The organism is Gilliamella sp. B3783 (assembly GCF_026536125.1).
Classification (GTDB): domain Bacteria; phylum Pseudomonadota; class Gammaproteobacteria; order Enterobacterales; family Orbaceae; genus Gilliamella.
Map to the genome: position 1 here is coordinate 45,452 of NZ_JAFNOU010000010.1, position 21,593 is coordinate 67,044.

Here is a 21,593-nt window from a genome sequence, read left to right on the forward strand (position 1 = left end):
TGTTATATCTCCAAAAAGTTTTTTAGCAACGTTGCACCGACCGAGCCAGAACGCTCGGGATGAAACTGTACGCCGTAAAAGTTGTCTTTTTGTACGGCAGCGGTAAAGCTTTCGCCGTAATTGGTTTCTGCAATAGTTGCTGAGCATAATGGCATCGCGTATCCATGTACAAAATAAAAATAAGCACCATCTGGAATATCACGAAACAGATGATGTCCGGCTTTGGGATAGACCTGATTCCATCCCATATGAGGTAGTGGCAATCCACGATCAGGTATTTCAGTTACTGTTTCATGGATAATGCCTAAAGTATGAACATGCCCTTCATGGCTAAAATCAGCTAAAAGTTGCATGCCAAGGCAAATCCCTAATACTGGTTGGGTGCAAACTTTAATGAGATCAATTAAATCGCGATCTTTGAGTTTTTGCATTGCCGATGAAGCCGAGCCGACGCCAGGTAAAAGCAGTTTATCTGAATTAAGTACCACATTAGGATCAAGACTGATTATCGATTTATAACCTAATCGATCTATGGCATATTTTACTGATGAAAGGTTAGCACAACCGGTATCTAAAATGACAATATTCATTACAGGACTCCTTTTGAGCTTGGTAATCTGTCACTTTCAATCTTAATAGCTTGTTTTAATGTTCTGGCAAAAGCTTTAAACAAGCTTTCTACTTTATGATGATCGTTAACACCTTCAGTTTCGATATGTAAAGTAATTGCCATTGCATAACTTAGTGAGTAAAAAAAGTGTTCAACCATTTGTGTACTCATATCGCCAACTTTTGGTGTAGTAAAATGTGCCGAGAAAACAAGATATGGTCGGCCCGAGATATCCATCGCGCATTTTGCTAAACATTCATCCATTGGAATGACCGAAGCATAACGTGTGATACCCCGTTTATCACCTAGAGCTTGTTTTAAGGCTTCGCCTAAGGCAAGTCCAGTATCTTCAATAGTATGATGATCGTCAACATGTAAATCACCTTGTACTTGAATATTGAGTTTAATTCCGCCATGTGTCGCTATTTGATCTAACATATGGTCAAAAAAACCAATACCGGTGTTGATTTGACTACCACCTTGACGATCAAGCCAGACTTCAACTAAAATTTTAGTTTCTTTAGTATTACGTTCAACTTTAGCATAACGATCAGCTGTGGTTAGCCTTTGGGCTATTTCGCTCCAATTAAGTGTTTCGGGATTATAGTGCAATCCTTTTATTTGCATATTTTCGGCAAGTTGCATGTCGGTAAGTCTGTCACCAATTACATAACTATGCGCTTTATCTAATTTGCCACTGGTAAGATAAGGAAGAACCAGTTGTATTTTAGGTTTACGACACTGACAATGATCTTCAGGAAAATGAGGGCAGATCAAGACTTCTTCGAAGTTAACTCCTTGTGATGTAAAGATTTGCATCATTAAATTATGCGGTCCATCAAAATCTTGTTGCGGATAACTTTTAGTGCCAAGTCCGTCTTGATTTGTGACCATGACTAATTTATAGCCTGCTGATTGGAGTTTAAGTAGGGCAGGAATAACATTAGGTTCAAAAGCCAATTTTTCAAAACGATCGACTTGAAAATCAATAGGTGGTTCGGTAATTAATGTACCATCACGATCAATAAATAAATATTTTTGTAACATTATTGCTCCTATTTTATCGCTTTGAGTGCTGATATTACAGCTTCACATTCGGCTTGTGTGCCAATAGATATTCGAATAATATTTTTTTGTCCAATGGATTTGCTTTGATCTCGCAAAATGATACCTTGATTCCAAAGGGTCTTAAATACATCTTTATCATCTTGGAATTTAACACATAAGTAATTAGATCGACTAGGATAAACTTTTTCAACAATCGATAATTGATTCAGTGCGTTTGCAAATTTTTCTTTTTGGTTATTGAGATTGATAACGTGAAGTTTCATGGTATTTATGCCGTCTTTACTTAAAGCTTGAGCGGCAATGTCTGCTACTGGGGTTGCTAACGGATAGGGAGCAATGACCTTTTGTAAAGCATCGATCACCGGTTTATTAGCGATGGTAAACCCGCAGCGTAATCCTGCCAAAGCAAATGCTTTAGATAAAGTCCGTAAAATCACTAAATGTGGATAGGTCGCTAACCATTTGATCACAGAAGATTCAGGCGAAAACTCGATATAAGCCTCATCAATAACAACTAGCGCGCGGTCTTTTGCCATATTAAGTAATGATTTAATATCATCAGGATTAATTAGGTTACCGGTTGGATTATTGGGTGAACAGACATAAATTAATTTTACGCTATCAAGATTTTGTTTAATTGCGTCAAGATCGAGTTGCCAATCTGCCTTAGTAGGGACTGTTTTGGTTTGAACTCCGAGTGTTTCAGCGCTAACTTGATACATACCATAAGTTGGCGGGCAATATAAAATACTATCTTGTTCTGGCTCACAAAATGCTCGCATTAATAGTTCAATCGCTTCATCTGCCCCTCGACTGACAATTAATTGTTCATTAGTGACTCCTGCATACTGCGCATATCGGCTAATTACCTGTTCAGGTTGTGGTTCTGGATAGCGATTTAAGGTTTGTTCAGTTAATTCAAAATGAGGCGCAACAGGGTATTCGTTAGCGTTAAGCCATACATCACCTTTACCACCAATACGACGGGCGGATTGATATGGGGTCAGTTTTTGCACATTCTTTCTGACTAGTTGATTAATGTCCATTGTTTATCCCTAATTTTACTTGGTTGTATTTAGTGTCGCTAATCGTAAACTAACCGCTTGTTTATGGGCGGTTAGCTGCTCTGCTTCTGCCATGAGTTCAACGGCATGACCAATCTCTTTCAACCCTTCTTGAGTGAGTTTTTGCACTGTCATACGTTTTTGAAAATCAGCTAGCCCAAGACTTGAGTAAGTTGCTGTATAACCATAAGTGGGTAGTACGTGGTTGGTACCCGATGCATAATCACCAGCAGATTCCGGCGACCAATCACCTAAAAAGATTGATCCAGCACTGTTTATTTTATCAACTAAGTCATCTGCATTTCGGGTTTGTATAATTAAGTGTTCTGGCCCATAGCGATTACTAATTGTTACACATTCTTCTAAATCTTTAGTCACAATCAAACGGCTTTCTTGTAAAGCTTTTTGGGCGATCTCATGTCGTGATAATGTACTAAGTTGTTTGTCCACTTCAGTAGATACTGCTTGCGCGATTTTTTCATCAGGGGTAAGCAAAACCACTTGTGAATCCGGGCCATGCTCTGCTTGAGATAATAGATCGGCTGCGATAAAGGCTGGATTTGCCAAACTATCAGCAATGACCAAAACCTCAGAAGGGCCCGCTGGCATATCAATAGCAGCACCATCAAGGCGTTGACTCACTTGGCGTTTAGCTTCGGTCACAAAAGCATTACCGGGTCCGAAGAGTTTATCAACTTTAGGGACGGATTCTGTGCCAAATGCCATTGCCGCGATAGCTTGGGCTCCACCTAATTGATAAATTTCACTTATGCCACAAAGTTCAGCAGCATATAAAATTTCGTCAGCGATTGGAGGGGGCGAACATAAAATTACTTTACGACATCCGGCAATTTTTGCTGGAGTGGCCAACATTAATACCGTTGAAAATAAGGGGGCTGAACCACCTGGAATATATAACCCTACTGAATCAATAGGTCGAGTGACTAGTTGACAATTTATGCCTGGCATCGTTTCAACATTGATGACAGGTTTAACTTGGGCTTGATGGAATTTTTTGATATTTGATACCGCTAACTGCATGGCTTGCTTCAATTCTTGATTGACTCGAGCAGTTGCCGCTTTTATTTCAGCTTCAGTTAATTTTATTTGTTTAATTTGGACTTTATCAAATTTATTACTAAGTGCTATTAGTGCCTTATCACCGTCTTGTTTTACTTGTTCTAAAATTGCCGTAACAGCCTGACTGATAGTATCTGATGCAGCAATGGCAGGTCGCATGAGTAGTGCTTGCTGTTGTTTATCTGAACATTGTTGCCAATATGAGATTTTCATTTTTATTACTCCATCATTTTTTCAATTGGTAATACCAAAATAGAGCTGGCACCTAATGCTTTTAATTTTTCCATGGTTTCCCAAAACAGTGACTCGCTGCTAACCATGTGCAGCGCAACTCGATTTTGTTCGCCCGTCAACGGGAGGATTGTTGGATTCTCAGCGCCGGGTAACAATGCAACGACTTGGTCTAACACTTCAGTTGGAGCATGTAACATTATATATTTTGATTCTCGTGCTTGAATAACACCCTGAATACGTGTCATTATTTTATCGATTAAGGCTTGTTTGACTTGTGGCATTTCACCTTGTCGCTGAATCAGGCAAGCTTTAGATTGGTAAATAATTTCAATTTCTCGTAGCCCGTTGGCTTCTAACGTGGCGCCACTAGAGACAAGATCGCAAATCACATCGGCAAGTCCAGCGCGCGGAGCGACCTCGACCGAACCATTTAGCAAGCAAGTTTTAAAGTTGACGTTGTATTGAGATAGATAACGACGCAATAAGTGTGGGTAAGTAGTGGCAATACGTAAATCATTTAAACATTCAGGGCCAGTATAATCAAAATCACGCGGCGCAGCGATTGATAAACGGCAGCCACCAAAATCTAAACGTCGTAATTTTTTATATTGTGGATTTTCACCTTCTGCTTGACGGTCTAGCACTTCTTCCTCTAAAACGTTTTCACCAACAATACCAATATCTACGACTCCATCAATTACCAAACCAGGTATATCATCATCACGAACACGTAAAATATCAATTGGCATATTTTCAGCAAAAGCAATTAAACGTTGCTCTTGAAGATTAATTTTAATACCACACTGCGCAAGCAATTTTTTTGACTCATCACTTAAGCGTCCTGATTTTTGCATAGCAATGCGTAAACGTGAATTATCCAACATATTTATTCTCCAACTTAACCAAAATTTATCAACTAAAAACAAAAAACCCTCGGAAGTTTGATCTTCCGAGGGTTTTCTATTTGCTTTTGCGTTATCACCGGAAGATCAAATGTCTTCCAGCACCTATCGCCCGAAGACTATTCAGGAATGATGATGGTGATGATGTTTAATAACTAAAGCGCAAAAACAATTCATAAAATAAACCAATAATTTAATTGACTATAAATACTGTTGTACAAAATATAACAGTTTTTGCTCACTGGCAACTGTTTTTTTAGTTTTGATCAAAAAAATCTAAAAAAAATTTACCTTAACGTCGATTTGACCTCTTTATTGTGAATAAACATGACCATTTTATAGAATATTTTTTAGCTGGTGGCTGACCTTATAACGACAAAAATATTCTATTTTTTCTAAAAAAGTTGTTAGTGTTTGGGGATCAAAACAGCTTTTTATAAAATAACAGCCATCTCCGGTAATTTTATAAAACTCAATTATTTCGCAATAAGATTTAATTAGCTGCTCGAAAGATTCAAATTGATTCGTGTTCATGTAAATAGTGATGAATTGCAGATGTTTGGTTTTTTCTTTGATTGTAAATTTTTCAATAATACCTTTAATTTGTAACTCTACTACTCGTTGACCGACTGCTTGACCAGACAGATAGATTTTTTCACCAATCTCTTTCCAGGATTGTCGACTGTTATTTTTAAGTTCATTTAAAATAGCTCGATCTTTTTTATCCATTTTTTCACGCTGAAAGTTAATTTATCTAAATGCTTTCAATACACTATGTTAGGCAATGACAAATTATCGCATAATTTAGTTGTATAAAACAATGACAGGAGAAAGCAGTGAAACAAGGATTAGTAATTATTGATGTACAAAATGACTATTTTCCGCAAGGTAAATTTACATTAGTTGATACTGAACGTGTTCTAAACAACATCTTAACAATACAAAAATATTTTTCCGAAAATGGCTTACCCATTTTTTATATTCAACATATTAAATTAGATCCTAATGCAACTTTTTTTGCCAAAGGGAGTCATGGTGCCGACATTCACCCAGATTTGCTAGCTTCGAGCAATCAATATAAGCAAATTATACAAAAGTCTTATCCCAATAGTTTTTTTCAAACCGATTTACAAAAAAAATTACAGCAGCAAAATGTTAAACAATTAGTTATTTGTGGCATGATGAGTCATATGTGTATTGACTCCACGACGCGATGTGCCAGCGAATTAGGTTATCAACCAATATTGATTGATGATGCTTGCACTACTCGAGATCTTGAGTTTAATGGTGAATTGATACCGGCTAAAACTGTCCATAACAGTTTTATGTCTGCTTTAATGAATTTTGCATCTGTAATAAGTTGTAAACAGTTTATTGAGATTAGTTAAGTCATAGAATGAACAATTATTAAATCGATTCTTTTGATGTTTTTATTGAATTTTATTGTTGATTTGCAATGTGATATAATTTAACTATATGAAAAAAGGTTATTTATTATAAGAATTCGTCATGTTGCATCCTTCAGATCATACCGATAGCTATATATTCGTATGGCTGTTTATGTTTCCTTTCTTTTATTTACCCTATTTAAGTGCTTTTTTGTTTTTTGGGATTAGATATCATTGGTTTGTTAAATATTGTTTAGTCATTTTTATTGGTTTACTTTGCTTTGACTTGTTTGATTATATCTATATGGATATGGGTGTGATGGTATTAGTGCTGTTATCCATTTTTACTATTCTTTTTCCGATCACAATTCGATACCATCGTGCTAACAGATTAAATAAATCTAATAATTATAAAGTTGATTTGTATCGTTGTACTCAAGTTGCGACATTACTTATCATTGGATGGTTATCATACAGTCTATGTTATAGGGAATTTTCCCTTTTATTATTTCCAATAACAGGTATTCTTTTTGCCTTTGCTATTCGATATTATCAATTACATAGAAAAACGTACCAAGGTAAAAAACAGAAATTTTTTGATGTGATCTATTTTATCTTACCGTTTTTGTCTACATGCTTTTGGCCTATTTATCTGATTATCCCTACTATGATTGAGTAAACTTCCAAGTAATGAATGTTAACAAAGTAGCGGTTAGTCTTTTTTCTAACGATACGATTTATCGTATTTATCTCAAGTAGGGTTATGATGCAAATTTTGGGATCAATTCTACTGATGTTTCAACTGTCAATTTTTGTGATTCGGTAACCACAGTAAATCAAAAAAATTATTATATTAACTCGGTAACATAAGGGGAGGATAAATCTTAGCAATTAAGCTTAAATTGTCCCATGATATTGCCGACAGTAATTGGGCATGAACAACGTGGTAAAGTGATTAAAAAAAGCGCACAAAGCGCACAAAATTGTTAGTGCTATTATTGAAGAGATGAGCGTAAATTAATTTCCTTAATATTTTCATTGCAACTGTATTAGGAAAGGCAATAAGCTTGTTGCTTAATTTTGCCTTTCCTTTGTTTTTTCTTATTAACTTTTTAATTTATTGTTTGATTTTTATAGCTGATTGATTAATTGATACCTTTTAGAGAAAAGGCTAAAGCATCCAGTACCTAATAGCAATAAACTTAATGCTGTCATTGCCATAAATGCAGGGTATTCAAAGCCGCCCCCCGTATTTGTAAACATCCATCCATTTGCTGAATGAATATAAGTAATAACAATCATCTGAATTACGGCTAAAAAGCTGATTATGCGTGTGAAAATCCCTAACAATAATAAAACACCACTCCCAATTTCAAACAAAATAGTTAAATACCCCACAAAACCTGGAAAACCAAGTGACTCAAAATATTGGGCAGTGCCAGCAGGGGTAAACACAACTAATTTAGTAAAACCATGCGCTAAAAACATGACACCAAGCGTAATGCGTAAAATAAGTGAGGCTAAATCAATTCGATATTGTTTCATTTTATTTTTCCTATATGTTAACAATTATTATCATTTAAATGGTAAGTTCATCATAATGGTTATTTATTTGTAGATAAATAAGCTATTATGTGACTTATTGTCTCATTAAGTGGAACAATTACTTGACTAGGTGAAAATGGATGAATAAATCAAATAAATTTTTGGAGATGACAGTTTTTGTCACCGTTGTTGATTGTAACAGTTTTATTGAAGCAGCGGGTAAATTAAATTTGTCTAAACAAGCGGTGTCCCGTTATATTCAAGCTTTAGAAGATCGCCTACAAGTAAGATTATTACAGCGTACAACACGTAATATGGTTGTAACTAATGAAGGGCAAACCTTTTACTGGCAAGCAAAAGCCATTATTAATGCTACAGCAGAAGCAGAAGAAAGTCTGAGTTTAAAGCAAGCTAGCCCACAAGGTATTTTACGAGTTAATGTTCCTGTTAGTTTTGGTGTTTTGCATTTAGCGCCATTATGGCAAAAATTTAGCAAAAAATATCCTCAAATCATTTTAGATATCACTCTATCCGATCGCTTTGTTAACTTATTGGAAGAGGGATATGACCTAGCTATTCGAATTGGTAATTTAGACAATTCTTCTTTAATTAGTCGTAAATTAGCTACAACTAAAATGATTGTAGCCGCTTCCCCTGATTATATTGCTCACTATGGCATGCCAATAAATCCCGATGATCTTAAACAACATAAAATTATTATGTACAGTCACTGGGCAAAAAAAGAGCAATGGAATTTTTATCAAAATAATCGCTGTTATTCTGTAAATTTGAGTGCAAATGTCTATTGTAATAATGGCGATACATGCAGGCAAATAATACTTCAAGGTGGTGGTATCTCAAAGCAGCCTGACTTCATTATTGGTCAAGATGTTAAAGCCGGCCAGTTAGTTTCGGTTTTAACTAATTATTATGTTGAAGATTATAATATTTATGCAATGTATCCAAGCCGTAAATTATTGCCACTTCGTACTCGTTGCTTAATCGACTTTTTAATCAGTGAGCTTGAACAGGTACAGTGGTAAAGTTGTTGTTGAAAAAAACGATACTATTTGAAAAAAATAGATAAATAATATAATGTATACATAAAAATGATTAAAGTCATATTTTGTTATAAATAATGTTATAACACAACAATGTATTAGGAAATTTTCATGAGTATTTTGTCTAGACTGTTTACTTTTAAAAAAAGTAATGTAGCGCAATCAGACAGTGCGATCATTGAAAATCCCGCTATAAAAAATCCACTTTCATTAACTATTTTAGTTGATCGTACTCTCTCTTTTGATTTCAATAAATTAACTCGATCTCTAGGCAAAATTAATTCTTCAATGAAGAAAGTCAAGTTCCAGTCTTTGCCTTGTGGCAAGGGTGAAGCATTTAATGCTTTAGCGAGCTGGAACCAACACTTAATTAAAGTTGTTGGTTTTGATACGGCTTGCTCACCCGAGGTAATAAAGCAAAGTATTGAATTTGCCAAGGATAATCAAGATTTAATTCAAACGATTAAAAATCATAATAGCCATATTATCATCTCTTATCATGGCTATGAAGACGATCTTATTAAACAGTATTTGATATTAACGCAATTTGCTATTGGTTTTGAACATTTTAATATGGTAGGGCTACTTAACCTAAAGGCACAGACTATTTTGTCAACTCATGTGGTTAGTGCGTTAGTCGAGAGCGATAATGGGATTGAATTACTTTGTGAATGTTTACCCCTATTTTTTGTCGGTTTTAAAGCCATGAAAGTAGATATTCATACTGGCATCTGTATGCGAACTTATGGTGCTGGTCAGCTAGGATTTCCCGATTTTGCTGCGTTTGCTGATAGTTTTGATGAAACAGATAAATACCTAAATATATTCAATAATCTATTATTGTATTTGCATCAGACTCATGCAGAAATAGCAGCAGGGCATACTATCGAAGATGATCGCGGTAAAATAATGCTTTTGCGTGAACCCTCAGCAGAAGAGGGCTTTTTAAAAGATGGAAGTTTGGTATTAGTGGCGCAATATCGTAAAGTATAATTCTCAATAACATCCTGCACTAATGACAATTTAGTGCTTATTTTTTGATTGTATATGATAAAGGAAGGTATCAATGAATTTTTTTTCACGTCTTTTTGGTAAAAAAAACAAATCAATGTTAGAGAGTGGCACATTAGTGGCTAATCCAAATATTGACAATGCCATAAGCCTAAGTGTTTTGTTTAAGGGCAAATTGGATTTTGATAAAAATCAATTAAAAGAAGCGCTACTTAAGATAGATCCTTCAATAAAAAATATTCAATATGAAACACCATTCGAGCAATTAGATGGAGGATGTTACTTGTTAATTGGTTGGGATAAACATGTTATTCAATTAATTGGTATGAATCATCCTTATCCTGCCAATGCGTTAGAGCCTTGTATTGCCTCAGCACATTATAGCCAAGATATCAAAGAACAAGTTCGTCATCACGATAGTCATTTAATGTTATTTTATAAAGGCTATGAGCAAGATGTCCTCGAACAATATTTAGCATTGGCGCGTTTAGCAGCAAGTTTTGCAACGTTTAATGCGTTAGCCGTCATAAATGAGCAAGCTCATACTTCTTTCCCAATTGAATCACTGTTAGAATTAGTTACTGATGAAGATGGAATTGATTTACTATCCACTTCTTTACCAACATTGTTCTGTGGGTTTGTTAAATATCAAGTGGAAAACGTCGACGGTGTCTGGATGCGTACCTATGGTGCCGATGCATTTGGGCTGCCAGATTTTGCTGTATTAGCGAAAAGTCATGATGAAAGCGAATACTACTTTACGTTATTTAGTAATGTGCTCAATTATTTACGTGAAAGTGGTGCAACCATGGTTGCGGGCGATACAATGGAATGTGGCGATGACAAAATGATGTCTCTACGCGCACCAAATAATGATGAATCTTTCCTAAAAGATGAAGGTAATGTGCTCGTTGTTGAAATCCATGATAGTCAAGTTAATTCTTAATTGAATGACTCACTCATTTGCAATGACATTATCAACGTAATGGTTTTTATCATTTTTAATTTCATTACCGATGATTAAATAAATTAAAAAATCATTATAAATTTATGAAAAATGATATCACTTAGCATTGATATCATTTTTTCATGGTAATGACAATATCGCCAGGACTAAGTCGAATATGTTTGCCATGATATTGGTATTCTATCCATAAATTCGGATTGTTCGATTCACAATCATTCATGATTCGGAATTCACTGTAACCGGTGTGCTGATCCAAAATGGGCAAAATGTTGTCAATATGACCTTGAAAATCATGTTTATCGAGATAAATAATTAACTGTTTTATTAACGCTAACTTTCGATCAAATACAGAATGATGTTTCTGATATGATTCAATAAAATTAAGAATGTCTAGCATTTGCTACCTTTATACGAAGTTAAATCAAGTTATTATGTGTAGTTATACTTGGCCTTTTATCTGTTATCAATTATTTTATCAAATTTGATTGAATCTTTATCGCGATCTTTTGGATACTATGGCTATACGTATTTTATAAAGAATATTGCTTGAGGTATTTAATGTTAAAGTAACGGCTCTAGGATGATTGAGCCGTTCTTTAATAATTTTGTGCAGTTTTTGGCGATTATAGATTAACGACGAATCGCTTTAAATTGCTGGGTGGTCTGTTTTAGAGCAATTTCGGTCGGTAAACGTTCCATTGAGCTTGCACCATAGAAACCATTACAATCTGGACAATTTTGTAAAATATACTCAGCATCTTCAGGGGTTGCAATTGGACCACCATGACATAGTATGATGATATCAGGTCGAATTGCCTTCGCTGCTTTTGCCCATTGATTAATTAGTGGTACACAGTCAGCAAGTTTTAGTGCAGTTTCTGCCCCGATACTTCCGCCGGTTGTTAGTCCCATATGAGGTACTAAAATATCTGCGCCGGCTTTTGCCATATCAATAGCATTTTGTTCACTAAATACATAAGGTGTTGTCAGTAAATCTTTTTGATTTGCTTGACGAATCATCTCAACTTCTAACGCATACCCCATGCCTGTTTCTTCAAGATTTGCCCTAAAGTTACCATCGATTAAACCAACAGTTGGAAAGTTTTGTACGCCTGCAAAACCGGTTTCTTTTAATTTATCTAAAAACTGATCAAATTGACAAAATGGATCGGTGCCATTTACGCCAGCTAGCACAGGGGTATTTTTAACTACCGGTAACACCTCTTTTGCCATATCCATAACAATTTCGTTGGCATTACCATAAGCGAGTAAACCGGCTAATGATCCTCTTCCCGCCATGCGATAACGTCCAGAATTATAGATAACAATGAGATCGATGCCTCCTGCTTCTTCACATTTTGCCGATAATCCTGTACCTGCTCCTCCACCTATGATTGGTTGACCTTTAGCAATCATATCGTGAAATTTTTTTAATAACTGTGCGCGTTTACTTGTCATAATTCTCTCCATTTATTTCATTATTTTTTTAAATTCGTTGATAATTAGATCACAAAACTGTGGTGAGTTTATGTGATAAGGAACTTTAATTAATCGTCTTTTTTCGGTGACCAGATACGTTTTTTCGAACTCTTCAATAAAGGCTTTGTTAGCGTCTGGTGACCAAAACGCACCGCCTTTTATATCTAAGGCTGAAAATCCTTCTTCGGGGATGATAAAGGTGACATATCCTTGGCATTGGTTAAGTTTATTTGCAATCCAATTCGCCATTTGTTGATTTTCTTCTGGTGTGGTTCTCATTAATGTTACTTGGGGATTGTGTGGATAGAACAATCGATTTTGATATTTTTCAGGAATGGTATCAGGACTTGCAAAATTAACCATATCGAGTGCCCCACAAGATCCAATATAAGGTATTTGGCTTCTAGCTATCGCATCAAACCGATTATCATCGCAAGCCAATACACCGCCAAATAAATAGTCGCATACTTCGGTTGTTGTAATGTCAAGCACACCATGTAAAAGGTGGCTATCGGCTAATTTTTCCATTGCCTTTCCACCACTACCCGTGGCATGAAAAATTAAGCAATCATATTGATCATGAAGCTGAGCTGAAACAGATTGTACACATGGCGTTGTTACACCAAACATCGTTAACCCTATCGCTGGTTTATCTTCGACCACTTCTTGCTTTTTAAATAATATTGAACCAGCGATAAAGTTTGCTGCATTGCTTAAAATTTTTCTTGAGATAACGTTTATCCCGGCAATATCAGTAACTGAGTACATCATGGCAATATCACTAGCACCGATATAACCCGAAATGTCACCCGATGCCATGGTTGATACCATCAATTTAGGTATGCCAATTGCTAATGACTGCATAGCAGGTGTAATTAATGCAGTGCCGCCTGAACCACCCAACCCTAGTATTGCACCAATATCGTTTTGTTTAGATAAAAATAGCTCAAATGCTTTCGCCATTGCGACAATGGCTTTTCCTCTATCACCACAAAAAACAGCACCACTACCTTCAGGATGAAAACTAGCAATCAGACTGGCACTGACATCAGCCAGATGATTAAAAGCATGGGGCTGCGTTGATAAGTCGACAATTTTACAGCTTAAATTTTTTTCAGCGAGCAGTTTTTTAATATAAACAATCTCTTCCCCTTTGGTATCAAGTGTCGATACTAAATAAATCATATTGTTAGATGTCATTTATCCCTCCTTTATGGATAAATTGAAATTCGATACTTCGACCTATGGGGTGATAGTCTGACACATATTATAAATCAAAAATGAGACTTTAGTCTCATTTTTTGTTAAATCATAAAATTTATTGAATACCGAAAATTGAAGTATGATATATACATTAAAAATGTAATTAGAAAATTGACCGTATGACTCATAACAGCTTAGCTTCATCACCTAAATATAGCGGTGTGAAAAAACGAACGTTTGATCGTTTAATCAATACTGCACTAAATGCCCTAGAGCAGGGGTGTGAACTGACGATTACTGAACTTGCAGATAAATCGGGTATATCTAGAGCCACAGCATATCGTTACTTTCCAACTCAAAGCGACTTAATTGCTGCTGTTGTAGAAAGCGCATTAGAGCCGCTTTTTAACTGGCAATCCGATAATCAAGATCCAGATCAACAAATATTGGATTTTTTAGCTTTTGCCTTTCCACAAATGTTAAAACATGAAGGGGCACTTCGTGCAGCATTAAGAATTTCATTACAACAATGGGCAGCAGAAAGAACAACGTCATCTCAACAAAGTGATAAGTTAGTTCGTGGTAACCGGAAGGAAATTTTATCAACTATTTTAAAACCACTTAAATCTCAAATGCCTGAACAAATCTATAATAATGTTTTGCATGCGATTTCGGTTATTTATGGGTCAGAAATATTTTTAGTGCTAAAAGATATCTGGAAACTCGATAACCAACAGGTAGTATCTTTGTCACAATGGATGGCTAAAGCAGTCATTAATCAGGCTAAACAAGATGCGCTAAAAATTCAATAAACGCAGTATGCTAACAGCTCAACGCTCTAATTAATGGAACTACATTAAAGTTTATTGAATCTGTTGATAATAATCTACACTAAAAGTGTAGTATCAGCGTAAAGAAAATGATGAGAAATGCCTTAGCCTTATCAGCCCTAGCAACGTGAGAACATCAACTTAGCTTAATTAAAACAAGCAAGTACGTTAAAAGCATATTGGAAAAAGTGCCTTATCTTTTATTCAGCAATAAAATTGAAAATAGTATTGAGTGTGTAATGCTGATTACCTCTAAACTTAAAGTGCTATGATTTATTATCCAGCATGTTTATATGTAGACCAACCTAAAATGACTAGACACAACTGGGCTTTTATCCGCAAAAATGCTAATAACAAGTAAAACGCTAGCACGCTAAAACTGAGTACAGATTTTTATTTAATAGTGATTGATGAAAAGGAGGGAAAAATTAAAAGTAAATCTGTGGGATTTGCTTCATCCGGTTGTTGTTGTTTTTAGTTGTTTAATCGACTATGGCTAACTTGTTGTCTAGCATAAGTTCAATGATTACGTTCTAACAATTTTGATAGCATTTGATGAAAAATTGGCGTGTTATTGCCCAATACTGAAAAAAATTGATTATCGATCGCTTCCACTAAAGATACTGTTTCATTGGCTTTATCTAAACCACTTTGTGTCAAATTAATACGCTTTGCTCGGCTATCTTTGATTGAGGTCGATCGCTTTACTAACCCTTTTTTTTCTAAATTATCTAAAATTTGCGAAATTGTCATGACATCAATATTGGTTTTGGTCGCTAATATTACTTGGGTTATTTCGTCATCAGATTGGGATAGATAAGCAAGCGTTGCCAGTACAATAAATTGGGGGTGAGTAATCGCGTATTTTTTTAGACATTGTTTGATTTTGGTCTGCCAGGACGAATAAGTGCGCATAAAGACAAATCCTAATGAGTCAGCGTCTTTTACAAATTGTGTACGAAACTTATTGTCCTGAATCATCATTTACCTTTCAACTAAATTTTTCAATGCATATGTTTTGTCAATAATATCATCAGACAGTTGTTTTATGAAATGATAAGATGCACTATCCGCTACGTTTTGATTAGGCTTTAATGATATTTCTGATTTTAATGCATATTGATTTGTTGCAATTGGCACAATTTGATGTGAAAAATAGAAAACGCCCATCTCTGGCATCATAAATTGTTCAGTAAATTCTTGATTAACGATAACCTTTGATAAAGTAACGGGCATTTCTGGTGTATTTTGTAATTTAAATATACCTTCTGCACCCGTTTTCATCTCACCGAATAATTTAAAATCCTCAAGATCGGTTTCCCACAATTTTCTTAAAGATAAATCAACATAATATTGCCATACGTGTTCAGGTTTAGCCGTAGTAGGGAGTAAAAACGAGGTTGTAATAGTATTCATAGTGTTCTTCCATGATTTTAATAAGTGTTATTATTATAAGTGTACATATTAAATTAGTAAAGTATATTTTTGGAATTTAGTATTATCAACAACGGAACGATTTTTTGTTATTCAATTTATTGAATACTAGCTAGATTTTTGCTGTAGCGATTTAATAGTCATTTATATTTTATGTTGAATCATCTCTGGCATACTCAGGTTTGCCTATCTGCACCTGTTATTTTGTTAATTAAGGCTTTTATAATGTAAATTAAATGGTTTTTATGGTGGAAAACTCTTGTAAAGAGTAATGGTTAAAAAAATGGTTAACATTTGATTTTAAATGTTTTATAGGCTGATTGCACGATAAGTGTCATGCATGTCATTATCCATTACATTTAATAAACAGTACTAAATAGCTGACAAGTATTGATTAATAGTTTTGGTTTTTAGCACTTTTATCGTAGAATGCCCAGCAATATTTTAACTATATATACCTAGTGATGAATCTAATTATGTTAAGCATTCATTATGCTAGTTAGACTTTCACTTTATCAAATCAGATTTGCTTTTAAACTTAGTAATTCGTAATAACATTATTTATTGATCAAATAAGACAAATATTAAGCTTATCAAAACCGTTGATTTTTGCTTAGTATTTAAAGCAATACATTTTAAATAGTACTTTAATATCAGTTGTAGATTATCCCTATTAATTTTATGTTCAACGTGAACTCAAAATGTTAGTTGTCAATTTTTTTTGAAATATCCTAGGAGATAAGCAATGAGAGAGGATAGTAGTATCTATAATGGTATAAGCCAAATTTTACTTAATGTCGCGCCAATAGAAGCGAAAAAAGTGATTATGAAAGCTAAATTTTTATCAAATGATCAGCGTTGCCATTATGAATATGATTATATCAACGATCTTAATGAAAGAAATTGGTTTACGACTTCAAGATATGTGAATTTAGGAATATTAAGTTATCTAATCAAATTAAGGCAATTTCACATCGATAATAATTTAACTAACGGTAAGACAATATGGACAGGATGTGAATTGATGATTGATTTAGATAAAAATAGAGTCAATATTAATTTTATGTACGATTAAATGCCCAAGCAACTAAAAAGATCCCAAAAAAAGATCTTTTTAGTTGTTTAAACTCACCTTTGTATGATAACAACGCTATATTTATTGATTTAACTTTGTTTGCATAAAATGAATATTAGCAGTTAACTATGAATTTTCTTCAAGCTTGTCATTAAACAGCGAATAGTAAACTTAGTCATTTAATGACTAAATAAGGTTTTGCTGTGTAATACTCAAAATGATTAATGATATTGTGTCTGCTGTTGATATTGTTCATCATTAACTAATAATAAGCATGTATCACTATTTGATACCGCCTTTTGCAAGCGTTGTTTATCCTGTTCATTCAAATTATGAATACAAGCAGCAATATAGCTACAAGTTTCGCTTTGCAGGGCTTTTTCAATAGTTGCAATTAAATTTTCATTTTTCAAATTAGCCAATTGAATCACTTTTTGTTTATCAAGCCCAGCTGTATTAAACCATGAACGTTTTAGCATTGGTCTATCTGAAAGCCATAATTGCCATTTTTTGGCTTTATTTAATGATTTTAATAAAGATTGCTGTTGTTGTAATAATTGTTGAAAAGGTGATTCAAAATCAACCGCAATAAGTTGTGGAGTTGAATGTTCAATAAACATAATAACCTCTAAACTGTATTTATATACAGTGTATATTAATACAGTATTTTGCGGTTGTAAACTCTGTTTGATGATTCTTTTAAGGTAAATCTGTTTATATAAAATCAAGAGCGAAAATATTGATAAGATAAAATACCTAAAAAAGTCATTAATATTGAACCAATAACGTGAACAGCAATGGTTGTTAGTGCCCATGTTATTTTGCCTTCTTGTATAAAGTTAACTATTTCGGCTGAAAATGTTGAAAAGGTAGATAACCCTCCACAAAAGCCAGTAATAACCAGCAGTCGCCATTCTGCTGAAAGATGACTATGTGTAAAAAATGCAATAGCAAAACCGATAACGTAACCCGCAATCAGATTAGACAGTAAAGTACCAATAGGAATGGCAAAGGCAATCACATTTAATTTTAATGATAAAAACCATCTTAATAATCCTCCAGCCACGGAACCAACCGAAATAGCTAAAATAAGTTTTAACATATAAAGATCCTTACAAATTCGATAGTTTTATTTAATGATATTTTATCTGTTTTGTTGACAAAGGTGGTTAACTATAACCGAGATCATAACAAAATGTATACCTTGGGTTATAATCTTATTATTAGCTAAGCAATAAAATTGTATAAAACTTTATTTCAATGATTAGGATCACTAATTCAATGACAATCAAGGCAAATAGCTGCCTACAAATAAGCCATTCTATTTAGCGAATTTATGACTATTTTCAGTTAAAAATGTGCAGTTAATTTTATTTTTGTAACATAAATGGCTCATGGATTGGTGGCAAACTGTTTAAACATATTATTCTATTTGGCTTTCAAATTAAGTTAACTATGCTAATTCTAGCTAATTTTGTCCTAAATAAGTTAAAATAATATCGAATAACCGTTTTTTATTAAGGATACATTATGTTTACAGGAATTGTGCAAGGTGTGGGGCAAATTATTGATATTATCGATCACGATAAACTACGCACTTATAAGGTCAAATTGCCTGATGAGCTAAATCACAATTTGAAAATTGGCGCGTCTATTGCCAATGATGGTTGTTGCTTAACTGTGACCGGTTTTGAACAAGATTGGGTGTCGTTTGACATTATGCAAGAAACCTTAGCACTTACTACATTGGGCGCTAAAAAAATTAATGATTACGTGAATATTGAGCGTAGTGCAAAATATGGTGATGAAATAGGAGGGCATGTTATGTCCGGACATATTTCTTGCGTGGCAACAATTACCAATATTCAAAAAACAGCAACTAATTGTCAAATGACTTTAGCTATGCCAGCCCAATTTATGAAATATGTACTCTATAAAGGATTTATTGGTGTTGATGGTGCCAGCTTAACTGTTGGTGATATACAGCAAAATTGTTTTGATTTACATCTTATTCCTGAAACATTAGCAATCACCACGTTAGATAGCAAAAAAATAGGTGATCATGTCAATATTGAAATAGATTCGCAAACACAAGCAATTGTCGATACCGTTGAACGAGTTCTAGCGGCAAGAACTCACAACTAAGCCAATTTAGTGTTGATATAAACCCATCAAATCCCAATTGATGGGCGATAAACGTTACAATATTCAACTATAGCATTGAGCAATAGGTTTATAAGCTTAATGGTTTATTGATGATTTAATAACGCTGTTATTTCTACAATATCCTTTGGTGTGGTTTGGCAACACCCACCGATTAATTTCGCCCCGAGTTTTATCCATATATCAATTTGATTTGCAAAGGTACAGCAATGTTGATGATTTTTATGCCATTGCTTGGTGATAGGATCGTATTTCTCACCAGAATTAGGATAAACAATAATAGGCTTAGTTGTCAGCTTACTCATTACCGCTAATGCTGGCGTGACTTTTTCTAACGCAATGCAATTAATGCCAACACTTACAATCTGATCAACGTTGTTTAGATAGTTAATCACCTTTGATATTGGGGTACCATCACTTAAATGATTTTCATCTTTTAACGTTAAAGAAAACCAACAAGTTATCGTTGGGAATTGTGCAATAAGCTTGGTTAACGCTTGAATTTCGGGAAAAGAGGGTAACGTTTCACAAGCAAGAATATCGACTTTTGCCTCAATCAACGCTTTAATTCGATCCAAATGGAATTGAATAAATTGCTGTTCAGTTAGTTGATAATCGCCCGTATATTCTGAACCATCCGCCAAATAAGCACCATAAGGGCCAACTGATCCTGCAATCAGGAGTGGCTTGTTATCAGCTAGCTCATTTAAATAACGTTGTTTGGCTTGCTTAGCAAGTTTAACACTTGTTTTGATTAAGGCTATGGACTGTTTTAAATCAATCCCTTTTTTGGCAAACCCGAGCGGAGTAGCTTGATAACTTGCCGTGATAGCGCAATCAGCGCCTGCTTTAAAATATTCATAATGGACTTGACTGATTAATTCGGGTTGCTCAATAAGCACTTTAGCAGACCACAAACTATCATTTAAATCACAACCACGGCGTTGTAATTCGCTGGCAAGCGCACCATCAATAACAATGTATTTTTTCTGCTTTAACAAAGCAGCTATTGGATTACAACTATTCATTGGCATGACTCTTTTTTTGGTATTTTTCGGTAAAATGATGTGCAATAAAACAAACAATAACAAAAGGAATACCACAATATAATGCAATACGCTGCTCTGGATCGAACGCAAGACCGACACAGGCAATTAAGCATAATATAAAACCTAATATAGGTACAATTGGGTACAATGGGGCTTTATATTTTAGTGTTTTTAGCTCAGCAATTGAAAGTTGTTTTCTAAAAAAGTAGTGTGAAGCACAAATGCTTAACCACACTGCAACTACGGCAAAACCCGAAATAGCAGTTAGTGCAACAAATACCGAGTCGGGCGCAATAACACTTGAAAATAGTGCTAATAACCCACCTAGCATACTGACTGCGATAGCAATAGTTGGAATGCCTTTTTGGGTTAATTTGCTAAAGCATTTTGGTAGTGTACCTTGATTTGAAAGTGACCAAAGCATACGTCCTGATGCGTATAGCCCAGAGTTTGCTGCTGACAAAATTGCAGTTAAGATAACAAAATTAAATAGGTCAGCTGCATAAGGTAAACCAATATTTTCAAATACCATAACAAATGGACTTTTAATTACGCCAGCTTGATCCATCGGTAATAACGCGGCTAACACAAAAATAGTGCCAACAAAAAAGATAATCAATCTTAAAATTGTGGTTTTAATTGCTAACGGTATGCTCTTTTCAGGATTATGTGTTTCGCCAGCAGCAATGCCTATTAATTCGGTCCCAGAAAAAGCAAAATTAACTGAAACCATCGTCATAATAATCGGAATAATGCCATTTGGAAACCAACCATTGTCAGTTATATTATGTAAAAAAGGTGCTGGCATGTCGTTTTTCATTGGAATAAAGCCAAATATTGCAGCTGAGCCAGCAATAATAAAGATGATAATGGTGACGACTTTAATGATTGAAAACCAAAATTCACTTTCCGCAAAAAATTGAGCGGTAATAATATTTAGAGCAAAAATCACGACACAGAAAATTAGACACCAAATCCAAACCGAAACAGTAGGAAACCAATACTGCATACATAGGCCAGCAGCAGTAAAGCTAGAACCTAGTGCTACAGTCCAAGTTAACCAATAAAGCCAAGCAACAGTGTAGCCTGTTCCTGGACTGATAAATCGCGACGCATAAGTATGAAATGCGCCCGTTTCGGGCATGGCAACAGCCAGTTCGCCAAGACATAGCATGACTAAATAAACCACTAAAGCGCCAATTAAATAGGCGATGATTGCGCCAACTGCGCCGGCCGTTGCGATAATATAACCTGTATTAAAAAATAACCCTGTACCAATCACGCCCCCTAGCGATAGCATTATTAAATGCCGAGTTTTCATGGTACGTTTAAATTGATTTTCGTTGTGAGATGGGGAGTTTGTGTTCATAACCTGTTTTTGCTCAATGATTTAAAAAAACATTGCGCCAGAATTGACCGGCGCAATAGCT

The 21,593-nt window shown here is 34.8% G+C and carries 24 protein-coding genes and 1 other annotated feature; of the genes, 8 read left to right on the plus strand and 16 right to left on the minus strand.

Features of this window, described 5'->3' with window-relative positions; all coding sequences use genetic code 11:
• Nucleotides 1-2: 2 nt before the first annotated feature.
• The 6 genes from hisH to J3U59_RS10535 form a co-directional block, all read right to left on the minus strand.
• On the minus strand, nt 3-590 hold the full coding sequence (gene hisH / locus J3U59_RS10510) for an imidazole glycerol phosphate synthase subunit HisH (protein WP_065634642.1): 588 nt from the start codon (nt 588-590) through the stop codon (nt 3-5).
• Nucleotides 590-1,657 (minus strand): bifunctional histidinol-phosphatase/imidazoleglycerol-phosphate dehydratase HisB, encoded by a 1,068-nt coding sequence (gene hisB / locus J3U59_RS10515; RefSeq protein ID WP_267334221.1) that lies wholly within the window; start codon nt 1,655-1,657, stop codon nt 590-592. Before hisB ends, hisH begins: the two co-directional genes overlap by 1 nt.
• Before the next feature lie 8 nt (nt 1,658-1,665).
• Complete coding sequence (gene hisC / locus J3U59_RS10520) at nt 1,666-2,724, minus strand: histidinol-phosphate transaminase (RefSeq protein WP_267334222.1); 1,059 nt, start codon at nt 2,722-2,724, stop codon at nt 1,666-1,668.
• 15 nt (nt 2,725-2,739) lie between these two features.
• On the minus strand, nt 2,740-4,035 hold the full coding sequence (hisD, locus tag J3U59_RS10525; protein WP_267334223.1) for a histidinol dehydrogenase: 1,296 nt from the start codon (nt 4,033-4,035) through the stop codon (nt 2,740-2,742).
• 5 nt (nt 4,036-4,040) lie between these two features.
• Entirely contained in the window at nt 4,041-4,940 is a 900-nt protein-coding gene (gene hisG, locus J3U59_RS10530) for an ATP phosphoribosyltransferase (protein WP_267334224.1), read from the minus strand.
• A 37-nt stretch (nt 4,941-4,977) separates the two neighbouring features.
• Nucleotides 4,978-5,103, minus strand: a sequence feature (His leader region).
• A 191-nt stretch (nt 5,104-5,294) separates the two neighbouring features.
• Nucleotides 5,295-5,687 carry an AsnC family transcriptional regulator gene (locus tag J3U59_RS10535; RefSeq protein WP_267334225.1) on the minus strand — a complete coding sequence of 131 codons (393 nt, stop codon included), beginning with the start codon at nt 5,685-5,687 and terminating at the stop codon, nt 5,295-5,297.
• A gap of 107 nt (nt 5,688-5,794) precedes the next feature.
• Between J3U59_RS10535 and J3U59_RS10540 the strand changes: the two genes are divergently transcribed.
• Nucleotides 5,795-6,346, plus strand: coding sequence for a cysteine hydrolase family protein (locus J3U59_RS10540; protein WP_267334226.1), 552 nt, complete (start codon nt 5,795-5,797; stop codon nt 6,344-6,346).
• A gap of 121 nt (nt 6,347-6,467) precedes the next feature.
• Nucleotides 6,468-7,025 (plus strand): hypothetical protein, encoded by a 558-nt coding sequence (locus tag J3U59_RS10545; RefSeq protein WP_267334227.1) that lies wholly within the window; start codon nt 6,468-6,470, stop codon nt 7,023-7,025.
• Nucleotides 7,026-7,477: 452 nt separating this feature from the next.
• On the opposite strand, the gene J3U59_RS10550 is transcribed toward J3U59_RS10545, so the two are convergent.
• Nucleotides 7,478-7,891: a DoxX family protein gene (locus J3U59_RS10550; RefSeq protein ID WP_267334228.1), complete on the minus strand. Its 414-nt coding sequence runs from the start codon at nt 7,889-7,891 to the stop codon at nt 7,478-7,480.
• Nucleotides 7,892-8,031: 140 nt separating this feature from the next.
• Between J3U59_RS10550 and J3U59_RS10555 the strand changes: the two genes are divergently transcribed.
• The 3 genes from J3U59_RS10555 (at nt 8,032) to J3U59_RS10565 (ending at nt 10,909) form a co-directional block, all read left to right on the plus strand.
• On the plus strand, nt 8,032-8,934 hold the full coding sequence (locus tag J3U59_RS10555) for a LysR family transcriptional regulator (protein ID WP_267334229.1): 903 nt from the start codon (nt 8,032-8,034) through the stop codon (nt 8,932-8,934).
• A gap of 129 nt (nt 8,935-9,063) precedes the next feature.
• Nucleotides 9,064-9,945, plus strand: a complete 882-nt coding sequence (locus J3U59_RS10560; RefSeq protein WP_267334230.1) for a DUF4261 domain-containing protein — start codon at nt 9,064-9,066, stop codon at nt 9,943-9,945.
• A 73-nt stretch (nt 9,946-10,018) separates the two neighbouring features.
• A complete protein-coding gene (locus J3U59_RS10565) occupies nt 10,019-10,909 on the plus strand; it encodes a DUF4261 domain-containing protein (protein ID WP_065798263.1) in 891 nt (296 codons plus the stop codon).
• Nucleotides 10,910-11,042: 133 nt separating this feature from the next.
• On the opposite strand, the gene J3U59_RS10570 is transcribed toward J3U59_RS10565, so the two are convergent.
• From J3U59_RS10570 to J3U59_RS10580, 3 genes are all read right to left on the minus strand, one after another.
• Entirely contained in the window at nt 11,043-11,327 is a 285-nt protein-coding gene (locus J3U59_RS10570; RefSeq protein ID WP_065634630.1) for a hypothetical protein, read from the minus strand.
• Between the two features lie 233 nt (nt 11,328-11,560).
• A complete protein-coding gene (locus J3U59_RS10575; protein WP_065634629.1) occupies nt 11,561-12,388 on the minus strand; it encodes a phosphoenolpyruvate hydrolase family protein in 828 nt (275 codons plus the stop codon).
• Nucleotides 12,389-12,400: 12 nt separating this feature from the next.
• Nucleotides 12,401-13,609 (minus strand): Tm-1-like ATP-binding domain-containing protein, encoded by a 1,209-nt coding sequence (locus J3U59_RS10580; RefSeq protein WP_267334231.1) that lies wholly within the window; start codon nt 13,607-13,609, stop codon nt 12,401-12,403.
• A 182-nt stretch (nt 13,610-13,791) separates the two neighbouring features.
• Here J3U59_RS10580 and J3U59_RS10585 point away from each other — a divergent pair, with 182 nt between their 5' ends.
• Nucleotides 13,792-14,424, plus strand: a complete 633-nt coding sequence (locus tag J3U59_RS10585; protein WP_267334232.1) for a TetR/AcrR family transcriptional regulator — start codon at nt 13,792-13,794, stop codon at nt 14,422-14,424.
• Between the two features lie 537 nt (nt 14,425-14,961).
• Here the strand turns inward: J3U59_RS10585 and J3U59_RS10590 are convergent.
• Together J3U59_RS10590 and J3U59_RS10595 are read right to left on the minus strand one after the other, a co-directional pair.
• A complete protein-coding gene (locus tag J3U59_RS10590; RefSeq protein ID WP_267334233.1) occupies nt 14,962-15,423 on the minus strand; it encodes a MarR family winged helix-turn-helix transcriptional regulator in 462 nt (153 codons plus the stop codon).
• Between the two features lie 3 nt (nt 15,424-15,426).
• Nucleotides 15,427-15,858, minus strand: coding sequence for a hypothetical protein (locus tag J3U59_RS10595; protein WP_267334234.1), 432 nt, complete (start codon nt 15,856-15,858; stop codon nt 15,427-15,429).
• Between the two features lie 763 nt (nt 15,859-16,621).
• On the opposite strand from J3U59_RS10595, the gene J3U59_RS10600 reads away from it, so the two are divergent.
• Nucleotides 16,622-16,951, plus strand: coding sequence for a hypothetical protein (locus tag J3U59_RS10600; protein WP_267334235.1), 330 nt, complete (start codon nt 16,622-16,624; stop codon nt 16,949-16,951).
• 221 nt (nt 16,952-17,172) lie between these two features.
• Here the strand turns inward: J3U59_RS10600 and J3U59_RS10605 are convergent, their stop codons facing one another.
• Together J3U59_RS10605 and crcB are read right to left on the minus strand one after the other, a co-directional pair.
• Nucleotides 17,173-17,571 (minus strand): SulA-like leucine-rich domain-containing protein, encoded by a 399-nt coding sequence (locus J3U59_RS10605; RefSeq protein WP_267334236.1) that lies wholly within the window; start codon nt 17,569-17,571, stop codon nt 17,173-17,175.
• 104 nt (nt 17,572-17,675) lie between these two features.
• A complete protein-coding gene (gene crcB / locus J3U59_RS10610) occupies nt 17,676-18,053 on the minus strand; it encodes a fluoride efflux transporter CrcB (protein WP_065634622.1) in 378 nt (125 codons plus the stop codon).
• Between the two features lie 428 nt (nt 18,054-18,481).
• Here crcB and J3U59_RS10615 point away from each other — a divergent pair, with 428 nt between their 5' ends.
• Nucleotides 18,482-19,096, plus strand: coding sequence for a riboflavin synthase subunit alpha (locus J3U59_RS10615; protein WP_267334237.1), 615 nt, complete (start codon nt 18,482-18,484; stop codon nt 19,094-19,096).
• Between the two features lie 104 nt (nt 19,097-19,200).
• On the opposite strand, the gene mmuM is transcribed toward J3U59_RS10615, so the two are convergent.
• Entirely contained in the window at nt 19,201-20,142 is a 942-nt protein-coding gene (gene mmuM, locus J3U59_RS10620; protein ID WP_267334238.1) for a homocysteine S-methyltransferase, read from the minus strand.
• Nucleotides 20,135-21,532 (minus strand): S-methylmethionine permease, encoded by a 1,398-nt coding sequence (mmuP, locus tag J3U59_RS10625; RefSeq protein ID WP_267334239.1) that lies wholly within the window; start codon nt 21,530-21,532, stop codon nt 20,135-20,137. The genes mmuM and mmuP overlap by 8 nt, the downstream gene beginning before the upstream one ends.
• Nucleotides 21,533-21,593: the final 61 nt, after the last annotated feature.